We start from the raw sequence: 18,825 nt of genomic DNA, 5'->3' as shown, positions 1-18,825 counted from the left end.
GTGGGTGGATCAATGCGCCGCCCGCCCCTGCCCCGGTCAGGGTGCATATGCCCAGAAGGACATGTCATTCGTCATCCTCAGTCAAAACCGGCGGGGTGGCGAAGCCGTTGCGCCAGAGCACATAGGCCAGCACCGGGTGGTCGCCCGTCTCCATCCCGTGGGGCTGGTTTGAGGCGTGAAATGAACTGTCCCCAGCACGCAGCACCTCGTCGGGCTCGCCTCCGCGCATGAAACGCGCCTCTCCAGCCAGGACGAAATAGAGCTCCTCGGCCGGGTGGTGGTGCCAAGGGTAGTGCAGACCGGGCGGCATGTAGACCACATAGGCCGCCATCTGGTCCGATCGGTAGGCCCCGCCCGTGCCGATCAGGCAATAGCAGCCGAACCGGTCCAGAAAATCCTGGCCGATGTCGGTGCCCTTGTAGGTCTCGCGCCAATGGGCCTGGGGGCTGGCGGCGATGAAGGCGCGGCCCAGTGCGTCGGGAGTGAATCCCTTTTCCGCCTCCATCAACCGGGCCGCGTTGATGTGATGCGGTGTGACTTCCTGCCGGGTTAGATCGTCGGGAAATGGGCAGAAATCGCGCAAAGCCGGATGGATGGCATGGGCTGCGCGGGCCTCATCCAGAAGGGTGGTCCAGACGTCGCTCATGCCTGCATCCTCGGCAGATCCGCAAGCCCCGGCCCGCGCCAGAGCACAAAGGTCAGGATCGGTTGATCCTCGGTCACCATCGCATGGGGCTGATAGGCACTGTGATAAAGCGCCTCGCCCGGGGTCAGGATCACATCCGCTCGCCCTTCCGCCAGAAACCGCGCCTGCCCGCCAAGGCAGACATAGAGCTCTTCCGCCGCGTGATTGTGCCAGTCATAGAACAGGCCAGGGCCCCAATAGGCCACATAACCACGCATCTGGTCCGAGCGGAAATGCCCGCCAGGGCCGATCAACTCGTAATAGCCGTAATTGTCCAGGAAATTCCGCCCCACCTCGGCCTCGGTATAGGTCTGGATCCAGTGGCCGAAGTCGGCCGCAGCGCGGATGGCGTCGATCAGCGGCTGGGTCGCAACGGTGCCGGGCAGGTTGAAGCCCTTCACACGGTCCAGCGCCGGCATGGGCTGAGACGGGCGGTCTTCAGGCGTGGTGCTGCATTTCCAGGGCGAAAATGCCTGCATGCCGGGGGTTGCCGCGTGCAGCGTCCGGGCGGCGGACAGAACGCGTGCCAGACCGCTCATGGCGTCACCACGATGTTGCCCGCGTGGGTCTTGGATATGAACGCCGCCTGAGCCTCGCGCAGTTCCTCCAGCGGATAGGTGGCGGCCAGGGCCGGACGGATCTCACCCGCCTCGATGTAATGCACAAGGTTCTGCATGACCTCGGGGTCGATCACGGTCGAGCCAGTGAAGGTCAGGTCGCGCAGGTAGAAGGTGCGCAGGTCGAAATCCACCATCGGCCCGGCGATGGCGCCCGAACAGGTGTAGCGCCCGCCGCGTTCCAGCACATCGATCAACTGCGGCCAGTAATCGCCACCCACCACGTCCGCAACGACCGTAATCTTCTCATCCCCCAGCGCGGCGCGCAGATCGGCGGGGCCACGGGGCAGGATGCGGTCGGGGCCAAGCTTTTTAACCTCGCCATGTTTGGCCTCGGACGCCAGCGCGATCACCCGCGCGCCGCGCCGTTTGGCAAGCTGCACCAGCGCACCACCAACGCCACCGGAGGCGCCGGGCACCAGCACCGTGTCTCCGTCGGCAACCTTGGCGCGGGTCAGCATGCCCTCGGCGGTGGAATAGGAGCAGGAGAAGGTCGCAAGCTCGGCATCCGTGAGGTCCGAACGCACCGTCAGCGCGTTGCGGTCGGGCATGGTGGTGTATTGCGCATAGCCCCCGTCACGCTCGGACCCGAGATAGCCCGCCTTGTCCATATTGGTCAGGTCGTCGGCGTCGCGCAGCCAGTTGTCCGAGATGATGCGCTCGCCGATACGCGCCGGGTCCACGCCCGCGCCCACCGCGACAACCCGGCCGCAGACATCGGCACCCTGGATGCGCGGGAAGGTAATCGGCGCACCGCCCCAGGTCGGGTCCTCATCACTTACCTCGTCATAGGCGCCGCCTGTGGTCGCCTCGCTGACCGTCTTGGAATACCAGCCCGACCGGGTGTTCACATCCGTGTTGTTTAACCCGCAGGCACCGACTGCGACCAGAACCTCCCCCGGCGCGGGGTTGGGGGTCGGCCAATCCTCGTGCCAATGGTACTGATCCAGGTCGCCATGGCCCTTCAGAACCATGGCCTTCATTGTTGCGGGGATCGTCATTATGCGAGCTCCTGTACGGTGTCCGTGCGGGGAAGCAAGCTGTCGGGGTCATAGGCGGGCGCGCCCAGCACACGTGCTTGGCGGGGCTGGCCGTGGATCACCACCTCCAGCGCCGTGCCAATCTGGGCGGCGTCGGGTTTCAGATAAGCGAAAGCCAGCACCTTGCCGACGGTCGGACCAAAGGCGACCGAAGCGGTTGAGCCGACCACCTGACCGCCCAGCAGAACCGCCTCGCCTCCATGGCCGTCGATCTGCCCGTCCGGTTCGATTTCCAGATAGGCGCAGAGCCAGCGCGGGGTACCCGCAAGGGTCGGCTCCTTGCCCAGATACTCCTTGTCGGCCTTCACGAAACGCATGACGTCGGCCTCCGGCAAGGTGACCTCGTTGGTCAGCTCCCCTGCCCCTTTGAAGCCCTTCTCCATCCGCATCGCATTCATCGCGAAAGAGCCGTAGTCGGCAATGCCATGCGCCTCACCGGCAGCCCAGAGCGCGTCATAGACCTGAAGCGCGCCGTCGCGGGGAATGTGCAGCTCCCACCCCAGCTCGCCCGCATAGGACATGCGGAAGGCCCAGAGCGTGACGCCCGCCACGGTGATCTCCTGCGCCGACATCCAGCGAAACCCGGCGTTCGTGAGGTCGGCATCGGTACAGGCGCCCAACACGTCGCGGGCACGGGGGCCGTTGATCGTCAGGGCCGCCCAGTCGTTCGACCGCAGTGTGACGGTCACATCCTCACCCGCACGCTGGTGGTCGAGGTGATCCAACAGGCGCTGTTCGAAGAAGGCGGCGCAGACCAGGTAGAAACGATCCTGGGCCAGGCGCACCACGGTGGTCTCAAGCTCGATCCGCCCGGCGCGGTTCAGCATGTGGGTCAGGATGATGCCGCCGACCTTCTGCGGCAGGCGGTTGGCGACGAGGCGATCCAGGAAGGCCTCCGCCTCCGGTCCCGAGACCTCGACCTTGGTAAAGGCGGAAATGTCCATGATGCCAACGGCTTCGCGCACGGACTTCACCTCCGCCGCGACCATGTCATCGACGACGGAACGGCGGAAGGAATAGTGATCCTCCTGCGTCACACCGTCCTTGGCAAACCAGCGCGGGCGTTCGTGGCCGTAGACCTCTTCATGCACCGCGCCTTTCGCCTTCAGCCGCTCGTAGAAGGGCGAGGGTTTTACCGGGCGCCCCGCCAGGCGATTGAAATGCGGGAAGGGGATTTCGTGGCGCAGGCAATAATCTTCCTTGGCCTTGGTGACCTGCCAGTCCTTCGTGGCGTAGCTGCCGAAGCGGCGCGGGTCATAGTCGCGCATCGAGATATCGGCGGCGCCATGCACCATCCAGCGCGCCAGTTCACGGGTCAGCCCCGGCCCCCAGCCGATGCCGATCTGCGTGCCGCAGCAGCACCAGTAATTGCGCACCCCTGGCGCGGGGCCGATCAGCGGGTTGCCGTCCGGCGGGTGCGAAATCGCGCCATGCACCTCGCGTTGAATGCCCAGCTCGGCAAAGATCGGCATGCGGTTCAGGCTTTCCTCCAGCCAGGGCATGACCCGGTCGTAATCGGCATCGAACAGCTCGTTTTCCGCCTCCCAGGGGCAGTGATCCTCCCAGACCGTGTTGGGGTTTTCCTTTTCATAGATGCCGATCAGGCCGCGTTTTTGCTCCATCCGGATGTAGCCCGAGACCTTCTTGTCGTCGCGAATGACCGGCAGTTCGTGGTCCAGAGCTTCGAATTCGGGCACCGGTTCGGTGACGAAGTAATGGTGCGTCATCGAGGTCATGGGCAGTTGCAGCCCGGACCATTCGCCCATCTGGCGCGCATAGGTGCCGCCCGCGTTGACCACATGTTCGCAGGTGATCGTTCCCTTTTCCGTCTCGACCACCCATTCGCCGCTGTCCGATTGCGTGATGTTGGTCGCCCGGCAACGGCGGATGATCTTGACCCCCTTGGCCCGGGCACCGGCCGCCATCGCCATGGTCACATTGGTCGGATCCACATGGCCGTCATCCGGCGTATGCAGCGCGCCCAGGACCCCTTCGAGGTTGTAATAGGGATGCAGCGCGGCAATGCGCTCCGGCCCCACCAGTTCGATGTTGAACCCTAGCGAGCGGGCCACCGACAGGGTGTGGCGCAGCCAGTCCATCTCGTCCTCGGTATAGGCCAGCCGGAAAGACCCGCAGCCATGCCAGGTTACTGCCTGGCCGGTCTCAGCCTCCAGCGCGCCGGAATAGAGCCCGATGTTGTAATCGACGCATTTGCCCAGGGAAAAGGACGAGGTCGAATGGGTGATCTGCCCGGCCGCGTGCCAAGTCGAGCCGCTGGTCAGCTCAGCCTTTTCCAAGAGCACGGTATCGGCGCCCCAGCCTTCGTGACCGAGGTGATAGGCAAGTCCGACGCCCATGACACCGCCGCCAACAATGACGACGCGGGCGTGGGAGGGAAGGTCTGCGACCATGTCTCTGTGTCCTTTTTCTGGTTGGGGAAGATTCCCTCTCGACAGGCTAAGCGGACAAATATACCATCGTCAATCATGAATGGCACAAATGTATCATCTGCAATCCTGACCCGCCTCTCGGAGGAATGGGAAGACCTGACACCCGAGGCCCAGAAGGCCGCGCGCTATGTGCTGGAAAACCCGCGCGATGTGGGCGTGTCGACCGTGCGCGAGATCGCCGAGGCGGCGAATGTGAAACCCAACACGGTGGTGCGCATGGCGCGGCAGGTGGGGTTCGACGGGTATGAGGATTTCCGCGAGCCCTTCCGCGAGGCGATTCGCCAGGGGCTGGTCGATTTCCCGGACCGCGCGCGCTGGTTGCAGGATGTGTCGAAACGCGGCGAGCTGGGCGCGCTCTATGCCGAAACGATCTCGGGCGCCCTGGCCAACATCGAAGAAACCTTCGCCGCCATTGATGTTACCGACCTGAAGGCGGCTGCCGAGCGGATCTGGAACAGCCGGCAGGTCTTTACCCTGGGTGTCGGCGTGAACAACGCCAATGCACGCAACTTCACCTACCTGGCTTCAACCGGCATGACGCGGTTTCACGCGATCCCGCGCTCGGGTTCGACCGCCGTCGATGACCTGGCCTGGGCGGATGACCAGGACGTGCTGATCGCCATGACCTGCCGCCCCTACCGGTCGGAGGTGATCGACGCCATCCAAGTTGCCCGCGAGCAGGGGGTGACGGTTGTGGCAATCTCCGACAGCCCGGCCAGCCCGATCCTGCGCGGTGCCGATCACGGCTTCATCGTGCAGGCGGACGCACCGCAGTTCTTTCCTTCGTCCGTCTCGACCATCGCGCTCTTGGAAACCCTTCTGAGCTTCGTCATCGCGGTTGCCAGCGATGAGATCGTCGAGAGGGTCGAAACCTTTCACCGCCGCCGCCATCAACTTGGCATCTACAGGGAGTATCCTGAATGAACGCACCGCTCACCCGGTCGCTTGACGCGCGCTATTACACGGACCCGGCGATTTTTGCGCGGGAGATGGAGGGGCTTCTGTCCCGCACCTGGCAGTTTGCCGGGCATGTCAGCCAGGTGGCCAATGTGGGCGACTACTTCGCCTTCGAGATCGCGGGACAGAGCCTGTTCTGCATTCGCGGCCGCGATGGGGTGGTGCGCACCTTCTACAACGTCTGCCAGCACCGGGCGCATGAGATGGTGACCGGCACCGGCAACACCCGCGTGGTGGTCTGCCCCTATCACGCCTGGAGCTATGAGCTGACCGGCGAGCTGCGCGCGGGCCCGAACACGAAATCCGTGCCCGGCTTCGAACGGTCCGATATCTGCCTGACCGAGGTCCGGACCGAAGAATTCCACGGGTTCATCTTCGTGAACCTCGATGACGATGCTGCGCCGATGGACGATTGGTATCCGGGCGTGCGCGAGGAGATCGCCGAATATGTCCCCCATATCGCCGATCTGGCGCCGCTGGAATGGGTCGAGGTGCCGGAAGATTGCAACTGGAAGGTCTCGGTCGAGAACTATTCCGAATGCTACCACTGCCCGACCAACCACCCGACCTTCGCGGAAGGGGTGATCAAACCCGAGACCTATGACATCCAGCCGGATGCGGGCGGCGGATATGTGCTGCGCCATGTCACCGAATGCCAGTCGATGGACAAGATGACCTATCCGATCGACCTGTCGGTGCCGCATGCGGGCGACTATCAGAGCTGGTTCCTCTGGCCCATGTTCTCGTTCCAATGCTACCCGGGCAATGTGCTGAACACCTATCACTGGCGCGCAAGCGGGCCGGATCAATGCACCGTCTGGCGCGGCTGGTACACGCCCGAGGGTGCGGAAAGCGACGTGATCCGGGGTCTTGCCGTGCAGGACCGCCAGACCACGGTCGAGGAAGACATCCGCCTGGTCGAAAGCGTGCATCGCGGGCTGAAGTCACGCGGCTACAAGCCCGGCCCGCTGGTGCTGGACCCCGCCTGCGGTGTGATGAGCGAACACTCCATCGCCACCCTGCAACGCTGGATGCGCGAGGCGGTGGATGGGTGATCCTTGCACACGTAAAAAGCTCTCAAAAGCCGTTCGTGAGGCAATTATCATGGCTCACCAACGCTACTCCAAAATGTCTGGGGGATACTGGGTTTGGTCAGGGGCAGAGTATTTTGTGACGGTCAAGATAGCTGAGAAAATTCGCGCTGCTTTCAAAGGCGAGGGATGGGCGGTCTTTCTGGAGGAGCCACTCAACTACTCGGACATACGCTTTCGTCGTGGCGCCCCAGCCAAGAACGAAAGACGAAGCGGACGCGTGGATGTTGCCGCTTATGAAAAGCGGGATAATGCATGGTCACTGCGCTCAATCGTGGAGGTCAAATCGGGCGTGGCACCGAGCCAATGTGTAAGTGACATCAAAAGGATTGTTGCAGTCCTGGAAGGGCTTTCCGAACCTGCTGTTGGCTGTTTCGCGTTCTACTCATCGCATTCTGGCAAAAACCTTGAGAGGGTAAAATCAACCCTACGAAAGCGCGCCGAAAGCCTGCAAAGATTGGTAGTTGAATGTGCAGCGGGGTCTAAAGGCAAGCTGGTGGTGGAAGAAGCCAGCTACAAAATCACAGAAGACATCGCTGAAGACAACGACTGCTATCTTGCGTTTGCAATTACAATAGAACGGGAGGTCTGACATGTTGATGCCCGAGCAATGGCGCCCCGAACACAAGCTGTTCCCCCATCAGGTGGGCTTTACCTGCCCGCCCTTCGACTATGACGCCGCGCCCAGCGATTTCATCCGCATGGCGCCGGAAACCGTCGGCGTACATGGCTGGATGCTGCATGTGCCCGACTACGCCCATGGTCTGGACCAGCGCAAACAGAACTTCGCCATGATGGACGACTTCTGCCACTGCATGTCGCGCAACGGCGCGGATGTGGCAGCCCAGGTGGGCTCGAACTGGGTCCATGCCAGCGGGCTGGGCGTCGAAGGGATCCGTCAGCATTGCGCGGACCTGTCCGACAAATACGGGCTGGCCTTTCACATGTCGGGCTATGCCATGGTCGAGGCCCTGCGCGAGATGAACGTCGAGAAAGTCGCGCTGAACGCCGCCTATCATTGGCCCGCCTGGTGGCAGGGCACCGTGGGCTTCCTGCGCGAAGCCGGGTTCGACGTGATCTGGGCGGGAAACTTCCACGACCAGGGCTGGTTCGACAGCCAGGAGGCGGTGAACGACTGCCGCTGGGTGTTCGAGGGCGACCTGGCGTTGAGAAGCTTCGAATACGTCGCCGAACAGGCGCCGAACGCAGACGCCTACCTGATCAACGGCATGTGCAACTTCCGCACCGGACCCGGCGGCATTCCGCAGCGCCCGCTGCACCTGACCCCGATGCTGGAGGAGGCATTGGGCAAGCCGGTCATCGGCCATGACACCGCGCTCTATTGGCGGGTGTTCAAGACCCTGGGGCTGGCCCCGACCGGACACCACGGCCAGCTGCTGAACCGGCTCGGCTGACACGCCCCCGCATGACAGGAGGATCCATGCACAAGATCGTCGCCCTCTGGGCCATCCCCCGCTCCACCTCCACCGCCTTCGAATGGATGATGCGACAACGCGGTGACCTCGATTGCCTGCACGAGCCCTTTGGCGAGGCCTGGTATCAGGGCGAGGAACCGCTGTGGCACCGTTTCGGTCCCGGGGAAATGACCACACCGGGGCTGACCTTGGACAGCGTGTGGCAGGACATCCGCGAGCGCGCCACCAAGGGGCCGGTGTTCCTGAAGGATTTCCCCCACTATATCAACCACATGTGGACGCCAGAGTTCCTGTCGAACTTCACCCACGCCTTCCTGATCCGCGACCCGGCCAAGTCGATCAGCTCGATGTACAACAAGTGGCCCGATTTCCACGAGGGCGAGGTCGGCTTCCCCGAACAACGCGCGTTGTTCGATCTGCTCTGGGCGCTGAACGGCAGCCCGCCGCCGGTGGTGGACAGCGACGACCTGTTGGAAAACCCGCATGACATGACGCAGGCCTTCTGCGAGGCGGTCGGCATTCCCTTCATCGAAGAGGCGCTGCGCTGGGAGCCCGGCGGCGACCCGTCCGAACACAGCTGGTGGGACGGCGGATCCTTCCACCACAACCTGGCGAAATCCACCGGCCTCACCCCGCAGACCCGGCGTTATGTCGAGGTTGCCGATGCCCCCGACCGCGTGCAACAGGTGCACAGGCGGATGAAGCCGCATTACGATCACCTCTACGCACATCGTATCATTCTCTGAAGGAAAGACACCCATGGCCGACCTGTTCAACGAAGACCTGTTCCTGAAGGGGCTGGAGCAACGAAAATCCACCCTGGGCGCGGAATATGTGGAAAAGAACCTTGCCGCCGCAGATGACTTCACCCGCCCGTTTCAGGAGGCGATGACCGCCTGGTGCTGGGGCTTCGGCTGGGGCGATGATGTGATCGAGCCCAAGACGCGTTCGATGATGAACCTCGCCATGATTGGCGCGCTGGGCAAGATGCATGAATGGGAAATCCACTGCCGCGGCGCACTGAACAACGGCGTCACCCAGGAAGAGATCCGCGCCATCATCCACGTCATCGGCATCTACTGCGGCGTGCCCCAGGCGCTCGAATGCTTCCGCGTGGCCCGCAAGGTGCTGGAACTGGACTGACCGGGTCGGCAGAAAAACAAAAGCCCGGGCTGCTTCGGCAGGCCGGGCAACAGGGCACAAGCGGGCACACATGACCGCAGGGTCCAGTTTCTTCACTTTCTTGAGAAAAGTGGTGCCCGGGGGCGGAATCGAACCACCGACACGAGGATTTTCAATCCACTGCTCTACCCCTGAGCTACCCGGGCACGGGTGAACGTTTCATCGTTCGGGTAGCGGGTTTCTAGTCGTGGCGGACGGGGGTGTCCAGAGGAAAAATCATCTTTTTCAATGCGGGCGACGAGTTTCTTTTGCGAGCTCTTCGGCGGCCTCTTCCAGGTCCTCCGGCGCCTCTGACGGAATGGCGTAGGAGCCGTTCAGCCAGCGCCCCAGGTCGACATCCGCGCAGCGGCGCGAGCAGAAGGGCCTGTATTTCGGGTCGCTGACCTTGGCGCAGATCGGGCAGGTCATTTCGCACCCTCCAGAGCCTCGGCGAGGGGCAGGCGTTCGCGTTTGCGTTGCAGCTCGAAGTTGCCCAGCGTGGTCCAGCCGACCAGCGAGGTCTCAATCCCGTCGGCGCGGAAGGCGGCGCGCAGGATCTGTTCGAGCTGGCGACGTTCCTTCTTCGGCATCGGAGCAAAGTCGACCACGATCTGGCCACCCAGGCCACGGAGCCGCAGCTCGCGCGGAAGCACGCGGGCGAGCGCGATATTGGCCTTCAACCCGGCCGCCGGGCTGGTGTCCGCGCCGGTGTTCACATCCACGGCAACCAGCGCGCGGGTGGGTTCGACGAAGGCATGGGCGCCTCCGGACAGGCGCACGTGGGGTTGGAGCCACCGTGCGACCTCGATGTCATGGGCTGCAAAGCCCTCCTCGTCTAGCTGGTCGGGCTGCGGCCAGTCGCGCCAAGCCAGAAGGTGCGCGTCGGGACCATCGACCAGCAGTTCGGGCTCGCGGCCTCCAGCGTCACCTATGACCGCCCGGGCCAGGTCCAGCATCTCGGCGATGTCACCGACGACTTCATCATCGGACGCGCCTTCGGCGGCGGAGCGGATGATCAGACCCTCGGCGGCCTCGCCCATCAGCTCGACGGCAATCTCGTGCAGTCGCACGCGTTCCTCGTCATCGCGAATCGCGCGCGAGATGTTCAGGCCCGGCGCGCCGGGGGTGACGATGGCAAAGCGGCTCTTGAACAGCACGCGGTCGCTGACCGGTACGGCCTTTCCGGGTTCGCCCCGAGAGGTCACCTGAACCAGCACCGCCTGGCCGGGTTTCATCCCCTTGGCGCCACGCAGGTATCCGGTCTGCCCGTCCGGCAGACGCAGCATCATGCCCCCCTGCCCTTTCAGCGGCCGGTCACAGATACCACGCAGAATCGCACCCGGGGCAAAGCTGTCGTCAGGCCCGTCGACCAGCAGGTCCTCGACCACACCATCTTCGATCAGGGCAGCCACGCGACGCCCGTTCACTTCGTCCAGAGCAATCACGCGGCCCTTCATGACCAGCCTCCATATACGGGATAGCCTGCGGCCGTCAGCAGCGCGGCGGTTTCCGCCACCGGCAAGCCCACGACAGAGGTATAGCTGCCCTGAATCCACGGGATGAAGGCACCAGCCGGTCCCTGGATCGCATAGGCGCCCGCCTTGCCGCGCCAGTCATCCGAGGCCAGGTAGGCGTTCAGCTCATCATCCGACAGCCGCTTCATCTTGACGTTGGTCACCACGTCCCGCGCCCAGCGCCCATGGACGTTGCGCACGACGACCGAGGTGATAACGCGATGACGTCGCCCGGAGAGCGCCAGCAGAAACTCCGCCGCCTCGCCCGCATCCACGGGTTTGCCCATGATGCGACGGCCCAGCGCGACGGTGGTATCGGCGCAGAGCACGACCTCATCCGACGCAACCTGCATCGCGTCCGCCTTGGCACCTGCAATGCGGCGACAATAGTTCAGCGGCAATTCGCCCTTGAGTGGCGTTTCGTCCACGTCCGGCGGGCGCACCTCATCCGCTGTCAGACCCAGCTGGCCCAACAGTTCGGCCCGGCGCGGGCTGCCCGAGCCGAGGATCAGACGCGGCATCGGTTTCGCTTACTTGAAGCGGTAGTTGATCCGACCCTTGGTCAGATCATAGGGGGTCATCTCGACCTGCACCTTGTCGCCAGCCAGAACGCGGATGCGGTTCTTGCGCATCTTGCCTGCCGTGTGCGCGATGATCGTATGGCCGTTCTCCAGCTCGACCAGGAATGTCGCGTTCGGCAGGAGTTCCTTCACGACACCGGGGAATTCGAGCAGTTCTTCCTTGGCCATGTTCACTCCTGTTTTCACGCCCGCGGCTCGCGGGCGCCCTCTAAATGGCCCCGAAAGGGGGGATTTTCAAGGGAAAAGGATGCGCCGCAGCATCATAGGGCTGTGAGGAGCCCGGAAGAGTGCAAAATGACACACGTTTGCGGCGAGTTGATCCCGGAAACCACACACGTTAACCTTGCGTCAGCGACAGGATAGCAGCTCTTGGGGGTCCCTATGTGCTGGAACGTGGAAATTTCTGCCACCATGGCCGTGGGCGGCTTCGCCCTGTCGGCCTTGTCAGCCAAGCGCGGGGATCCGCCCGCCTTCTGGATGACGCTGAGCTTCTTTTCGGTGATGGAGGTGGTGCAGGCGCTGAGCTACCCGGTGATCGGGCAATGCGGGCTGTCGGCGAACAAGTATCTGACAATGTTCAGTTACGGCCATATCGCGCTGCATCCGTTCTTTTTCAACGCGCTGGCGCTGGCCTGCCTGCCGGATGCGGCGCGCAGGCGTGCCCAAGGCTGGGTCTATGCACTTTGCGCGGTCGCGGCGGGCTATACGATCCTGCAACTCGCGCCGATCAGCGGGCATGGGACCTGCGGGCCCGGGCGCATGATGTGCGGGCAGGCCTTCTGCACGGTCGAGGGCAATTGGCACCTGGCCTGGGAGGTCCCGTTGAACAGCTGGGGTAATGGGTTGATCAGTTCGGAATACTGGTTGCTACGCCAGTTCCGTGACGGGATGCCGGGTTATGGGCTGGCGGTCTTCGTGCTGCCCTTCTTCTACGGCGCCTGGCGGATCACGGTGTTTCAATTCCTGGTTGGGCCGATCGCCGCCCGGCTGATCACCGAGAACGTGAATGAACAGCCCGCAATCTGGTGCCTGGCCTCGGTCGGCATTGCCGCGGTGATCATCTTTACCCCGCTGCGCGAGGCGCTGAAGGTGCGCCGCCCTCCGCCCTGGCTGGGGCTCAGATCAACCGTTCAACCCTGACCGGCCCGTCGCGGCCCGCCTGTTCATCCCAATGGGTCTTGTTCAGTACGTGGCCGTCGGCGCGCACCTGGCGGATGGCGGTCAGGTCGATGTCAGCCGTAACCCAGCCGGGAGTGTCAAACCGCCCTTCTGCGATGATGCCGGTGTCCGGAAAGCCCTTGTCGGGCGGGCCGTAGATGGCGGCAGCCCCGGTGTTCACGTCGACCACCTGGTTCCACGGCGCAGCGCCCTGCGTGGGCGCGTGCACCGCCACGCATTGCCCCTCCAACGCCCGCGCCATTGCACCGATGCGCACACGGGAATAGCCCGACAGACCCTCGGTCGCCGAGGGCACCAGCAGGATTTCGGCGCCTTCCTCGATCAAGGCACGGCCCAGCAGGGGAAACTCGCTGTCATAACAGATCAACACGCCGATCTTGCCCAGGGCCGTCTCCATCAGCGTCAGCGGGGCGCCGCCGTGGCAGTCCATCGGGTCACGCTCCCACCGGGTCATGATCTGCTTGTCATGGGACACCGCCTGCCCGTCCGGGGAGAAGAAGGTGGCGCGGTTCACGGGGCGATTACCCGCAAAGACCGGGCCGGAGCCGCCGAGGATGTGCTTGCCGGTTTCCGCCGCCAACCGGGCGAGCAGACCATCCGCCCGCTCCAGGCGTTCGGCCACCGCATGAAGGCTGGCTTCGACATCGGCGCAAATGTCCTTGCCCGCAAGCGATGCCAGTTCCATCGCGCCATACTCGGGAAAGACCAACAGATCGGCCTCGGCCCCATGCACCCAGGCGCTGATCTTGTCCTCGTAGCTGGCCCAGCTGTCATGCCAGTCGATCGGATAGGCGGCGGCGGCGATCTTCATCTGTCCTCCAACTCCCGGATCCAAAATTGCAGCGGTTTCTCATCCTCGGCGGGCTTGTCGATATCTTTCCAGGAAAACCGCGCAATGGCTCCGTCCAGCTTACGATAGCCGCGCGCGGTCCAGAAGGCATCCAGCGGGCGGTAACCGGCAGGGCGCAGCGGATGGTCGTCCGGCCGGACCACGCCGCAGAAGGCGACGTGACGGCAGCCCAGCGCACGGGCATGGGCTTCGCGCGCGTCAAAGAAGGCGTGGCCGATCCCCCTGCCCCGGTATTCCGGCAACAGCACGCTTTCGGCGTTGTAGAAGATGTCGCTCAGCGCATAGCCCCTGCCCGCGAAGGCAGCGGCGAAATCGTCCGCGTGATCCTCCATCGGGGTGCCGGTGGAAGCGCCAACCAGCCGGTCGCCGTCAAAGGCCCCCACCAGGATCGCGCCTGCGGACTCGCGATAGCTCTGCAGGTAGCGGTGTTCGTAATCGAACGTGCCGTCATAGAGGTAGGGCCAGGCGCGAAACACCTCGATGCGCAGGCGCGCGACGTCGGGCAGGACGCGTTCAAGATCCGCGCCGGTCAGGGGGCGGACATCCAGGCTCACGCGACCTGCCGCTCCCAATCGGCAAGGTTGTAATAGGTGGTCACGCGGGTGATCTTGCCCGCGTCGAGCGTGAAGAAGGAGCCTGCGGGCAGGACATATTTTTGCCCCCGCGCCTCGGGCAGGCCCGGGTCGGTCTTCAGGTAGGCGCCGTTCACCACGAACTCTGCCGCCGCGCGGGTGCCATCGTCGGAGACAAAGATCACCATATCAGTGAGCTCTTCCTTGTAGCACTCTGACATATGGTCACAAAACTCAGAGAATAGAGCCTTTCCAGTACGGATCTTGCCCTCGTTCACATGGTGCGCCACCTCCTCGGACAGGCATTCCAACATGCTAGGCACATCGCCCGCGTTGAAAGCATCGAAATAGCGCTGAATGGTGTCGCGGCTCATGGAGGTCTCCCGGTCAGTTTCGGGAGAGAGTGCCGCCCCGCCCGAGCACCGGCAAGAGCGAAAGCGCCGCCCCGGGGCCGGGATGCGTCAATCTTGGGTCGGCTCGCCGAAGCGTTCGATCATGCGGGTGCGAATCTGGTCGCGGGCAGCGCGGTAGGCATCCATTTTTTCCTCGCGCCGGTTGCCCAGGCCGGTCGGGTCCATGATCGGCCAGTATTCCACCTCCAGGTGGTAATGCCGTGTCAGGTCAAGGGCCCGCCGTTGGCTGGCCGGTGACAGAGCAACCACCAGGTCGAAACTGCCCAGGTCATCGCCCCATTCGCGCATGTCGTCAAAACTGCGCACCGTGTGGCCGGACAGGGAAATCCCCAGCTCGTCACAGACCGCGACCGAGAAACCGTCGACCTCAAGTTCGCTGTGCACACCGGCGGATTGCACATAGGTTTCATGACCATAGAAGGCTTTCATCATGCCTTCGGCCATGGGGGATCGCACTGCGTTATGGTCGCAGCAGAACAGAACCGACTGTGGACGCTCCCCCTTGGCCACGCTCAGCCCCAATGCAACACGCAGATAAGGGTGAAGAGGCGGCGCGCCGTGTCGATGTCGATCTCGGCCTTGCCTTCCAGGCGTTCCTGAAGGACACGCGCACCCTCGTTGTGGATGCCACGCCGGGCCATGTCGATCGCCTCGATCTGGCTGGGCGGCAGTTTCTTCACCGCGTCGAAATAGCTTTCGCAGATGGCGAAGTAATCCTTCACCACCTGGCGGAACGGGCCGAGCGACATGTGGAATTCGGCCGCGTCTTCGCCGCTTTCCGTGTCCACGTCGAACACCAGGCGTTTTTCGCGGATCGCCAGGCCCAGGTGATAAGGGCCGTCCGCCACCGTCTGGTCCCCGCGTGCCTCCAACGCAAAGGAATTGTCCTCCAGCAGGTCGAACACCGCCACCTTGCGCTCCTGCTCGATGGCGGGCGTTGGGGCGGCAAGGCCGGTCTGGTCGATCTCGATATGGCTGATGCGGTTGGTCATTTTTCTTGTTCGTTCAGGGCGTTGAGCCGCGCGCGCACGGAAAGCCCATGCGCTTCGAGGCTTTCGGAAATGGCGAGGGTTTCGGCGGCGGGGCCGATGGCGGCGAGCGCCGCCGGGGTCATGCGGGCCAGCGTGGTACGCTTGAGGAAATCCATCACCGACAGGCCCGAGCTGAACCGCGCCGAGCGCGAGGTGGGCAGCACGTGGTTCGGCCCACCGACATAGTCACCGATGGCTTCCGGCGTGAACTGACCCAGGAAAATGGCGCCCGCGTGAATACATTTGGCGGACAGGGCCTCGGGGTCGACCACGCAGAGCTCCAGGTGCTCCGGCGCGATGCGGTTGGACAGTTGGGCGGCCTCGTCCAAGTCGTTGACGAGAATGACTGCGCCAAAGTCGCGCCAGGAGGCGCCTGCGATCGCGCGGCGCTCCAGGGTTTCCAGCCGCTTTTCAACGGCTTGGGCAACCTTCTCACCGAAAGCTGCGTCCGTGGTAATCAGGATCGACTGGGCGCTTTCGTCATGTTCGGCCTGGCTGAGCAGGTCCAGCGCCAACCAGTCGGGGTCATTGTCGGAATCCGCGATCACCAGGATCTCAGACGGCCCCGCGATCATGTCAATGCCGACCTTGCCGAAGACGCGGCGCTTGGCGGCGGCGACAAAGGCGTTGCCCGGACCGGTGATCTTGTCGACCGGCGCGATGGTATCGGTGCCGTAAGCCAGCGCGGCCACGGCCTGGGCGCCGCCGATGCGGTAGACCTCGTCCACACCCGCGATGCGGGCTGCCAGCAGGACCAGCGGGTTGGCCTGCCCGTCCGGGGTCGGCACCACCACGGCCAGGCGTTCGACGCCCGCCACCTTGGCCGGGATCGCGTTCATCAGCACCGAGGACGGGTAGCTTGCCAGCCCGCCGGGCACGTAGAGCCCCGCGGCCGACACGGCCGACCAGCGCCAGCCCAGCTCGGCGCCCGTTTCGTCCGTCCAGCGATCATCGGCCGGCATCTGGCGGATATGATAGGCGCGGATGCGTTCTGCGGCCAGTTCCAGCGCGGCGCGATCCGCCTCGCTGACCTTGGCGCACTCGGCGTCGATCTCCGCCTCAGAAAACCGCAGCGTTTCCGGCGTCAGATCTAGCCGGTCGAATTTAGAGGTCAGTTCAATGACCGCCGCATCACCCCGGTCACGCACATCGGCGATGATCTCGGCCACCACCGCATCCACATCCGGGCTGTCCTCGCGTTTCATCGACAGAAGCGCGGTGAAACGCGCCTCGAAATCGGCGTCCTGGGTCGAGAGGCGAAGGGGCATGGCTTACTCCGGGTGCTCAGGCGTGTGCTTGGAGGGCGCAATATAGGGGCGGGTGACGTCACGCAAGGTGACATCCAGCGCCTCGACCTCCAACGCAATGGCGCCATCGCCCGCCAAGGTCAGTTCGACGCGGCCGGTTCCATCTTCTCCAGGCACAAAGGAAATGGACAAAAGCGACAGAACCACATCCTTGTCGCCCCGCTCCACGCCTTGGGATTGCACTTTTTCAACATCGCCGATCACGAGCATGCTCTGCACCCGCTCCACCGCACGGCCGCGACGGTCGGCCGCTTGCTTGTCCTCCCAGCGGAAGCGGTTGAGCAGCAGGGCAAAGCGGCGCTGGCCCGGGTGCCAGGCCATTTCGCTGATCGGAAAGACCGCGTCCTGCACCAGGGTCGAGACAACCTGAAGGTCGTCTGCATCCACCGCCATCAGGCGCAGGGGCTCTTCGCCACCGTCTTCGAAACGTGCATCTTCGACCATGCCGGTCACTCCTTGATCCGTTCGATTTTCGCCCCGATGGAGGACAGTTTGCGCACCACTTTCTCGTAGCCACGATCGAGGTGATAGACCCGGCTGACCACGGTTTCACCTTCCGCCGCCATGCCCGCCAGAATCAACGAGATCGAGGCGCGCAGGTCGGTCGCCATGACGGGCGCGCCTTTCAGCTTCTCGACCCCATGCACGGTGGCAGTGCCGCCGTGGACCTCGATCTCGGCGCCCATGCGGGTCAGTTCCGGGGCGTGCATGAAGCGGTTTTCGAAGATGGTTTCATGCAGCACGCTGGTGCCCTCGGCGGTGCAGAGCATCGCCATCATCTGGGCCTGCAGGTCGGTGGGGAAGCCGGGGAAGGGTTCGGTGGTCACGTCGACCGCGCTGACCCGCCCGTTCTTGCGCGCAACTTTCAGGCCACGGGCGGTTTCTTCGACCGAAATGCCCACCGCGTCGAGCTTTTCGCAGAAGGCCGAGAGCAGCTCGATCTTGCCACCCAGGCATTCGACCTCGCCACCGGCGATGGCCGGGGCCAGCATATAGGTGCCGAGTTCAATCCGGTCGGTCACCACCTGATGGGTGGCGCCATGCAGCCGGTCGACGCCCTGGACCACAATCTCCGAGGTGCCATCCCCGTCAATCTGCGCCCCCATGGCGCGCAGGCAGGTGGCGAGGTCGACGATCTCCGGCTCGCGGGCTGCGTTGCGGATCACGGTGGTGCCCTTGGCCAGCGTCGCGGCCATCAGGATGTTCTCGGTCGCGCCGACCGAGGCGAATCGCAGTTCGATCTCGGCGCCCTTCAGCCCGCGCGGGGCCTTGGCGTGCAGGTAACCGTCGCGCAACTCGATCTCGGCCCCCAGCGCTTCGAGACCGTGGATGTGCAGATCCATCGGACGTGCGCCGATGGCGCAGCCGCCGGGCAGCGAGACCTCGGCATGGCCCATACGCGCCAGCAGCGGGCCCAGGACAAGGTTCGAGGCGCGCATCTTGCGCACGATGTCATAATCCGCGTGTGACGAGGTCAGGTTGTGGCTGGACATGGCCAACACCTGGCCGTCCTGCATTGCCGCCGCCTCGGCGCCCAGGCTTTCCAAAAGCGTTGTCATCGTCTTGATGTCCGACAAGCGCGGCGCGTTGGTCAGCGTCAGCGGCTCTTCGCTCAGAAGCGTCGCAGGCATCAAGGTCAGGCAGGCATTTTTGGCCCCTGCAATCGGAATTTCACCCTGCAGCTCACCGCCGCCCGTCACCACAATCGAATCCATCTACCTGCCTCGCTATTCTTTACTTGTATCCGGTTTATCCGCGCGCGCCTTGGCCTGCGCCTTGCGCCGACCCATGTTGGCCTTCAACGCCGCCTTGAGGCGATCCTCACGCGATTGCGCTTGTTTTACTGGCTTTTTTGGCTTGTCGGAAGTGCTCATGAGCTCTTCTGTAACCCAGAGTGAAAAAAGGGTCCAGATTGCGCTTGCATCCCTGCGCCGAGGGGGC

Annotated in this window: 24 protein-coding genes and 1 tRNA gene; 7 read left to right on the top strand and 18 right to left on the bottom strand. The window is 63.9% G+C overall.

Annotation, left to right across the window (positions count from 1 at the left end):
- Positions 1–64: 64 nt before the first annotated feature.
- From ACO07D_RS13585 to ACO07D_RS13570, 4 genes are read right to left on the bottom strand one after another with little or no spacing between them, the layout of a single operon-like run.
- The gene (locus ACO07D_RS13585) at positions 65–646 is read right to left on the bottom strand and encodes a dimethylsulfonioproprionate lyase family protein (protein WP_421703481.1); all 582 of its coding nucleotides are present in this window, start codon (positions 644–646) and stop codon (positions 65–67) included.
- Complete coding sequence (locus ACO07D_RS13580) at positions 643–1,224, bottom strand: dimethylsulfonioproprionate lyase family protein (protein ID WP_421703480.1); 582 nt, start codon at positions 1,222–1,224, stop codon at positions 643–645. Before ACO07D_RS13580 ends, ACO07D_RS13585 begins: the two co-directional genes overlap by 4 nt.
- The gene (locus ACO07D_RS13575) at positions 1,221–2,303 is read right to left on the bottom strand and encodes an alcohol dehydrogenase family protein (protein ID WP_421703479.1); all 1,083 of its coding nucleotides are present in this window, start codon (positions 2,301–2,303) and stop codon (positions 1,221–1,223) included. Before ACO07D_RS13575 ends, ACO07D_RS13580 begins: the two co-directional genes overlap by 4 nt.
- Complete coding sequence (locus ACO07D_RS13570; protein ID WP_421703478.1) at positions 2,303–4,753, bottom strand: FAD-dependent oxidoreductase; 2,451 nt, start codon at positions 4,751–4,753, stop codon at positions 2,303–2,305. The genes ACO07D_RS13575 and ACO07D_RS13570 overlap by 1 nt, the downstream gene beginning before the upstream one ends.
- Before the next feature lie 75 nt (positions 4,754–4,828).
- Here ACO07D_RS13570 and ACO07D_RS13565 point away from each other — a divergent pair, with 75 nt between their 5' ends.
- From ACO07D_RS13565 to ACO07D_RS13540, 6 genes are read left to right on the top strand one after another with little or no spacing between them, the layout of a single operon-like run.
- The gene (locus ACO07D_RS13565; RefSeq protein WP_421703477.1) at positions 4,829–5,716 is read left to right on the top strand and encodes a MurR/RpiR family transcriptional regulator; all 888 of its coding nucleotides are present in this window, start codon (positions 4,829–4,831) and stop codon (positions 5,714–5,716) included.
- Entirely contained in the window at positions 5,713–6,804 is a 1,092-nt protein-coding gene (locus ACO07D_RS13560; protein ID WP_421703476.1) for an aromatic ring-hydroxylating oxygenase subunit alpha, read from the top strand. Before ACO07D_RS13565 ends, ACO07D_RS13560 begins: the two co-directional genes overlap by 4 nt.
- A 49-nt stretch (positions 6,805–6,853) precedes the next feature.
- Positions 6,854–7,432, top strand: a complete 579-nt coding sequence (locus ACO07D_RS13555; protein ID WP_421703475.1) for a hypothetical protein — start codon at positions 6,854–6,856, stop codon at positions 7,430–7,432.
- Position 7,433: 1 nt separating this feature from the next.
- Positions 7,434–8,255, top strand: a complete 822-nt coding sequence (locus ACO07D_RS13550; RefSeq protein ID WP_421703474.1) for a hypothetical protein — start codon at positions 7,434–7,436, stop codon at positions 8,253–8,255.
- 26 nt (positions 8,256–8,281) lie between these two features.
- Positions 8,282–9,022 carry a sulfotransferase family protein gene (locus ACO07D_RS13545; protein ID WP_421703473.1) on the top strand — a complete coding sequence of 247 codons (741 nt, stop codon included), beginning with the start codon at positions 8,282–8,284 and terminating at the stop codon, positions 9,020–9,022.
- A gap of 13 nt (positions 9,023–9,035) precedes the next feature.
- Positions 9,036–9,419: a carboxymuconolactone decarboxylase family protein gene (locus ACO07D_RS13540; protein ID WP_421703472.1), complete on the top strand. Its 384-nt coding sequence runs from the start codon at positions 9,036–9,038 to the stop codon at positions 9,417–9,419.
- A 110-nt stretch (positions 9,420–9,529) separates the two neighbouring features.
- On the opposite strand, the gene ACO07D_RS13535 is transcribed toward ACO07D_RS13540, so the two are convergent.
- From ACO07D_RS13535 to infA, 5 genes are all read right to left on the bottom strand, one after another.
- Positions 9,530–9,604 (bottom strand) — tRNA-Phe (locus ACO07D_RS13535).
- 79 nt (positions 9,605–9,683) lie between these two features.
- Complete coding sequence (locus tag ACO07D_RS13530; RefSeq protein ID WP_421703471.1) at positions 9,684–9,866, bottom strand: DNA gyrase inhibitor YacG; 183 nt, start codon at positions 9,864–9,866, stop codon at positions 9,684–9,686.
- A complete protein-coding gene (locus ACO07D_RS13525; RefSeq protein ID WP_421703470.1) occupies positions 9,863–10,894 on the bottom strand; it encodes a ribonuclease E/G in 1,032 nt (343 codons plus the stop codon). The genes ACO07D_RS13530 and ACO07D_RS13525 overlap by 4 nt, the downstream gene beginning before the upstream one ends.
- The gene (locus ACO07D_RS13520; protein ID WP_421703469.1) at positions 10,891–11,472 is read right to left on the bottom strand and encodes a Maf family protein; all 582 of its coding nucleotides are present in this window, start codon (positions 11,470–11,472) and stop codon (positions 10,891–10,893) included. Before ACO07D_RS13520 ends, ACO07D_RS13525 begins: the two co-directional genes overlap by 4 nt.
- Positions 11,473–11,481: 9 nt before the next feature.
- The gene (gene infA / locus ACO07D_RS13515) at positions 11,482–11,700 is read right to left on the bottom strand and encodes a translation initiation factor IF-1 (protein ID WP_008186030.1); all 219 of its coding nucleotides are present in this window, start codon (positions 11,698–11,700) and stop codon (positions 11,482–11,484) included.
- Positions 11,701–11,925: 225 nt separating this feature from the next.
- Between infA and ACO07D_RS13510 the strand changes: the two genes are divergently transcribed.
- Positions 11,926–12,672 carry a DUF5765 domain-containing protein gene (locus ACO07D_RS13510; protein ID WP_421703468.1) on the top strand — a complete coding sequence of 249 codons (747 nt, stop codon included), beginning with the start codon at positions 11,926–11,928 and terminating at the stop codon, positions 12,670–12,672.
- Here ACO07D_RS13510 and ACO07D_RS13505 read toward each other — a convergent pair.
- From ACO07D_RS13505 to ACO07D_RS13465, 9 genes are all read right to left on the bottom strand, one after another.
- Entirely contained in the window at positions 12,650–13,522 is an 873-nt protein-coding gene (locus ACO07D_RS13505) for a carbon-nitrogen hydrolase family protein (RefSeq protein ID WP_421703467.1), read from the bottom strand. The genes ACO07D_RS13510 and ACO07D_RS13505 overlap by 23 nt on opposite strands.
- A complete protein-coding gene (locus ACO07D_RS13500) occupies positions 13,519–14,109 on the bottom strand; it encodes a GNAT family N-acetyltransferase (protein WP_421705033.1) in 591 nt (196 codons plus the stop codon). The genes ACO07D_RS13505 and ACO07D_RS13500 overlap by 4 nt, the downstream gene beginning before the upstream one ends.
- A 2-nt stretch (positions 14,110–14,111) precedes the next feature.
- Entirely contained in the window at positions 14,112–14,507 is a 396-nt protein-coding gene (locus ACO07D_RS13495; RefSeq protein WP_421703466.1) for a ketosteroid isomerase-related protein, read from the bottom strand.
- An 87-nt stretch (positions 14,508–14,594) separates the two neighbouring features.
- Positions 14,595–14,990, bottom strand: a complete 396-nt coding sequence (locus ACO07D_RS13490) for a low molecular weight phosphatase family protein (RefSeq protein ID WP_421703465.1) — start codon at positions 14,988–14,990, stop codon at positions 14,595–14,597.
- A gap of 68 nt (positions 14,991–15,058) precedes the next feature.
- A complete protein-coding gene (locus ACO07D_RS13485; RefSeq protein ID WP_421703464.1) occupies positions 15,059–15,538 on the bottom strand; it encodes a UPF0262 family protein in 480 nt (159 codons plus the stop codon).
- Positions 15,535–16,845, bottom strand: coding sequence for a histidinol dehydrogenase (hisD, locus tag ACO07D_RS13480; RefSeq protein WP_421703463.1), 1,311 nt, complete (start codon positions 16,843–16,845; stop codon positions 15,535–15,537). The genes ACO07D_RS13485 and hisD overlap by 4 nt, the downstream gene beginning before the upstream one ends.
- Positions 16,846–16,848: 3 nt before the next feature.
- Positions 16,849–17,328 (bottom strand): DUF2948 family protein, encoded by a 480-nt coding sequence (locus ACO07D_RS13475; protein WP_421703462.1) that lies wholly within the window; start codon positions 17,326–17,328, stop codon positions 16,849–16,851.
- A 5-nt stretch (positions 17,329–17,333) separates the two neighbouring features.
- A complete protein-coding gene (murA, locus tag ACO07D_RS13470) occupies positions 17,334–18,599 on the bottom strand; it encodes a UDP-N-acetylglucosamine 1-carboxyvinyltransferase (RefSeq protein ID WP_421703461.1) in 1,266 nt (421 codons plus the stop codon).
- 12 nt (positions 18,600–18,611) lie between these two features.
- Complete coding sequence (locus ACO07D_RS13465; RefSeq protein WP_421703460.1) at positions 18,612–18,758, bottom strand: hypothetical protein; 147 nt, start codon at positions 18,756–18,758, stop codon at positions 18,612–18,614.
- Between the last annotated feature and the right edge of the window lie 67 nt (positions 18,759–18,825).

This window comes from Aliiroseovarius sp., assembly GCF_965228805.1.
Classification (GTDB): Bacteria; Pseudomonadota; Alphaproteobacteria; order Rhodobacterales; family Rhodobacteraceae; genus JASBTN01.
Note: the sequence above shows the minus strand (reverse complement) of the source record. Positions and strands in the feature narration are given on the sequence as shown.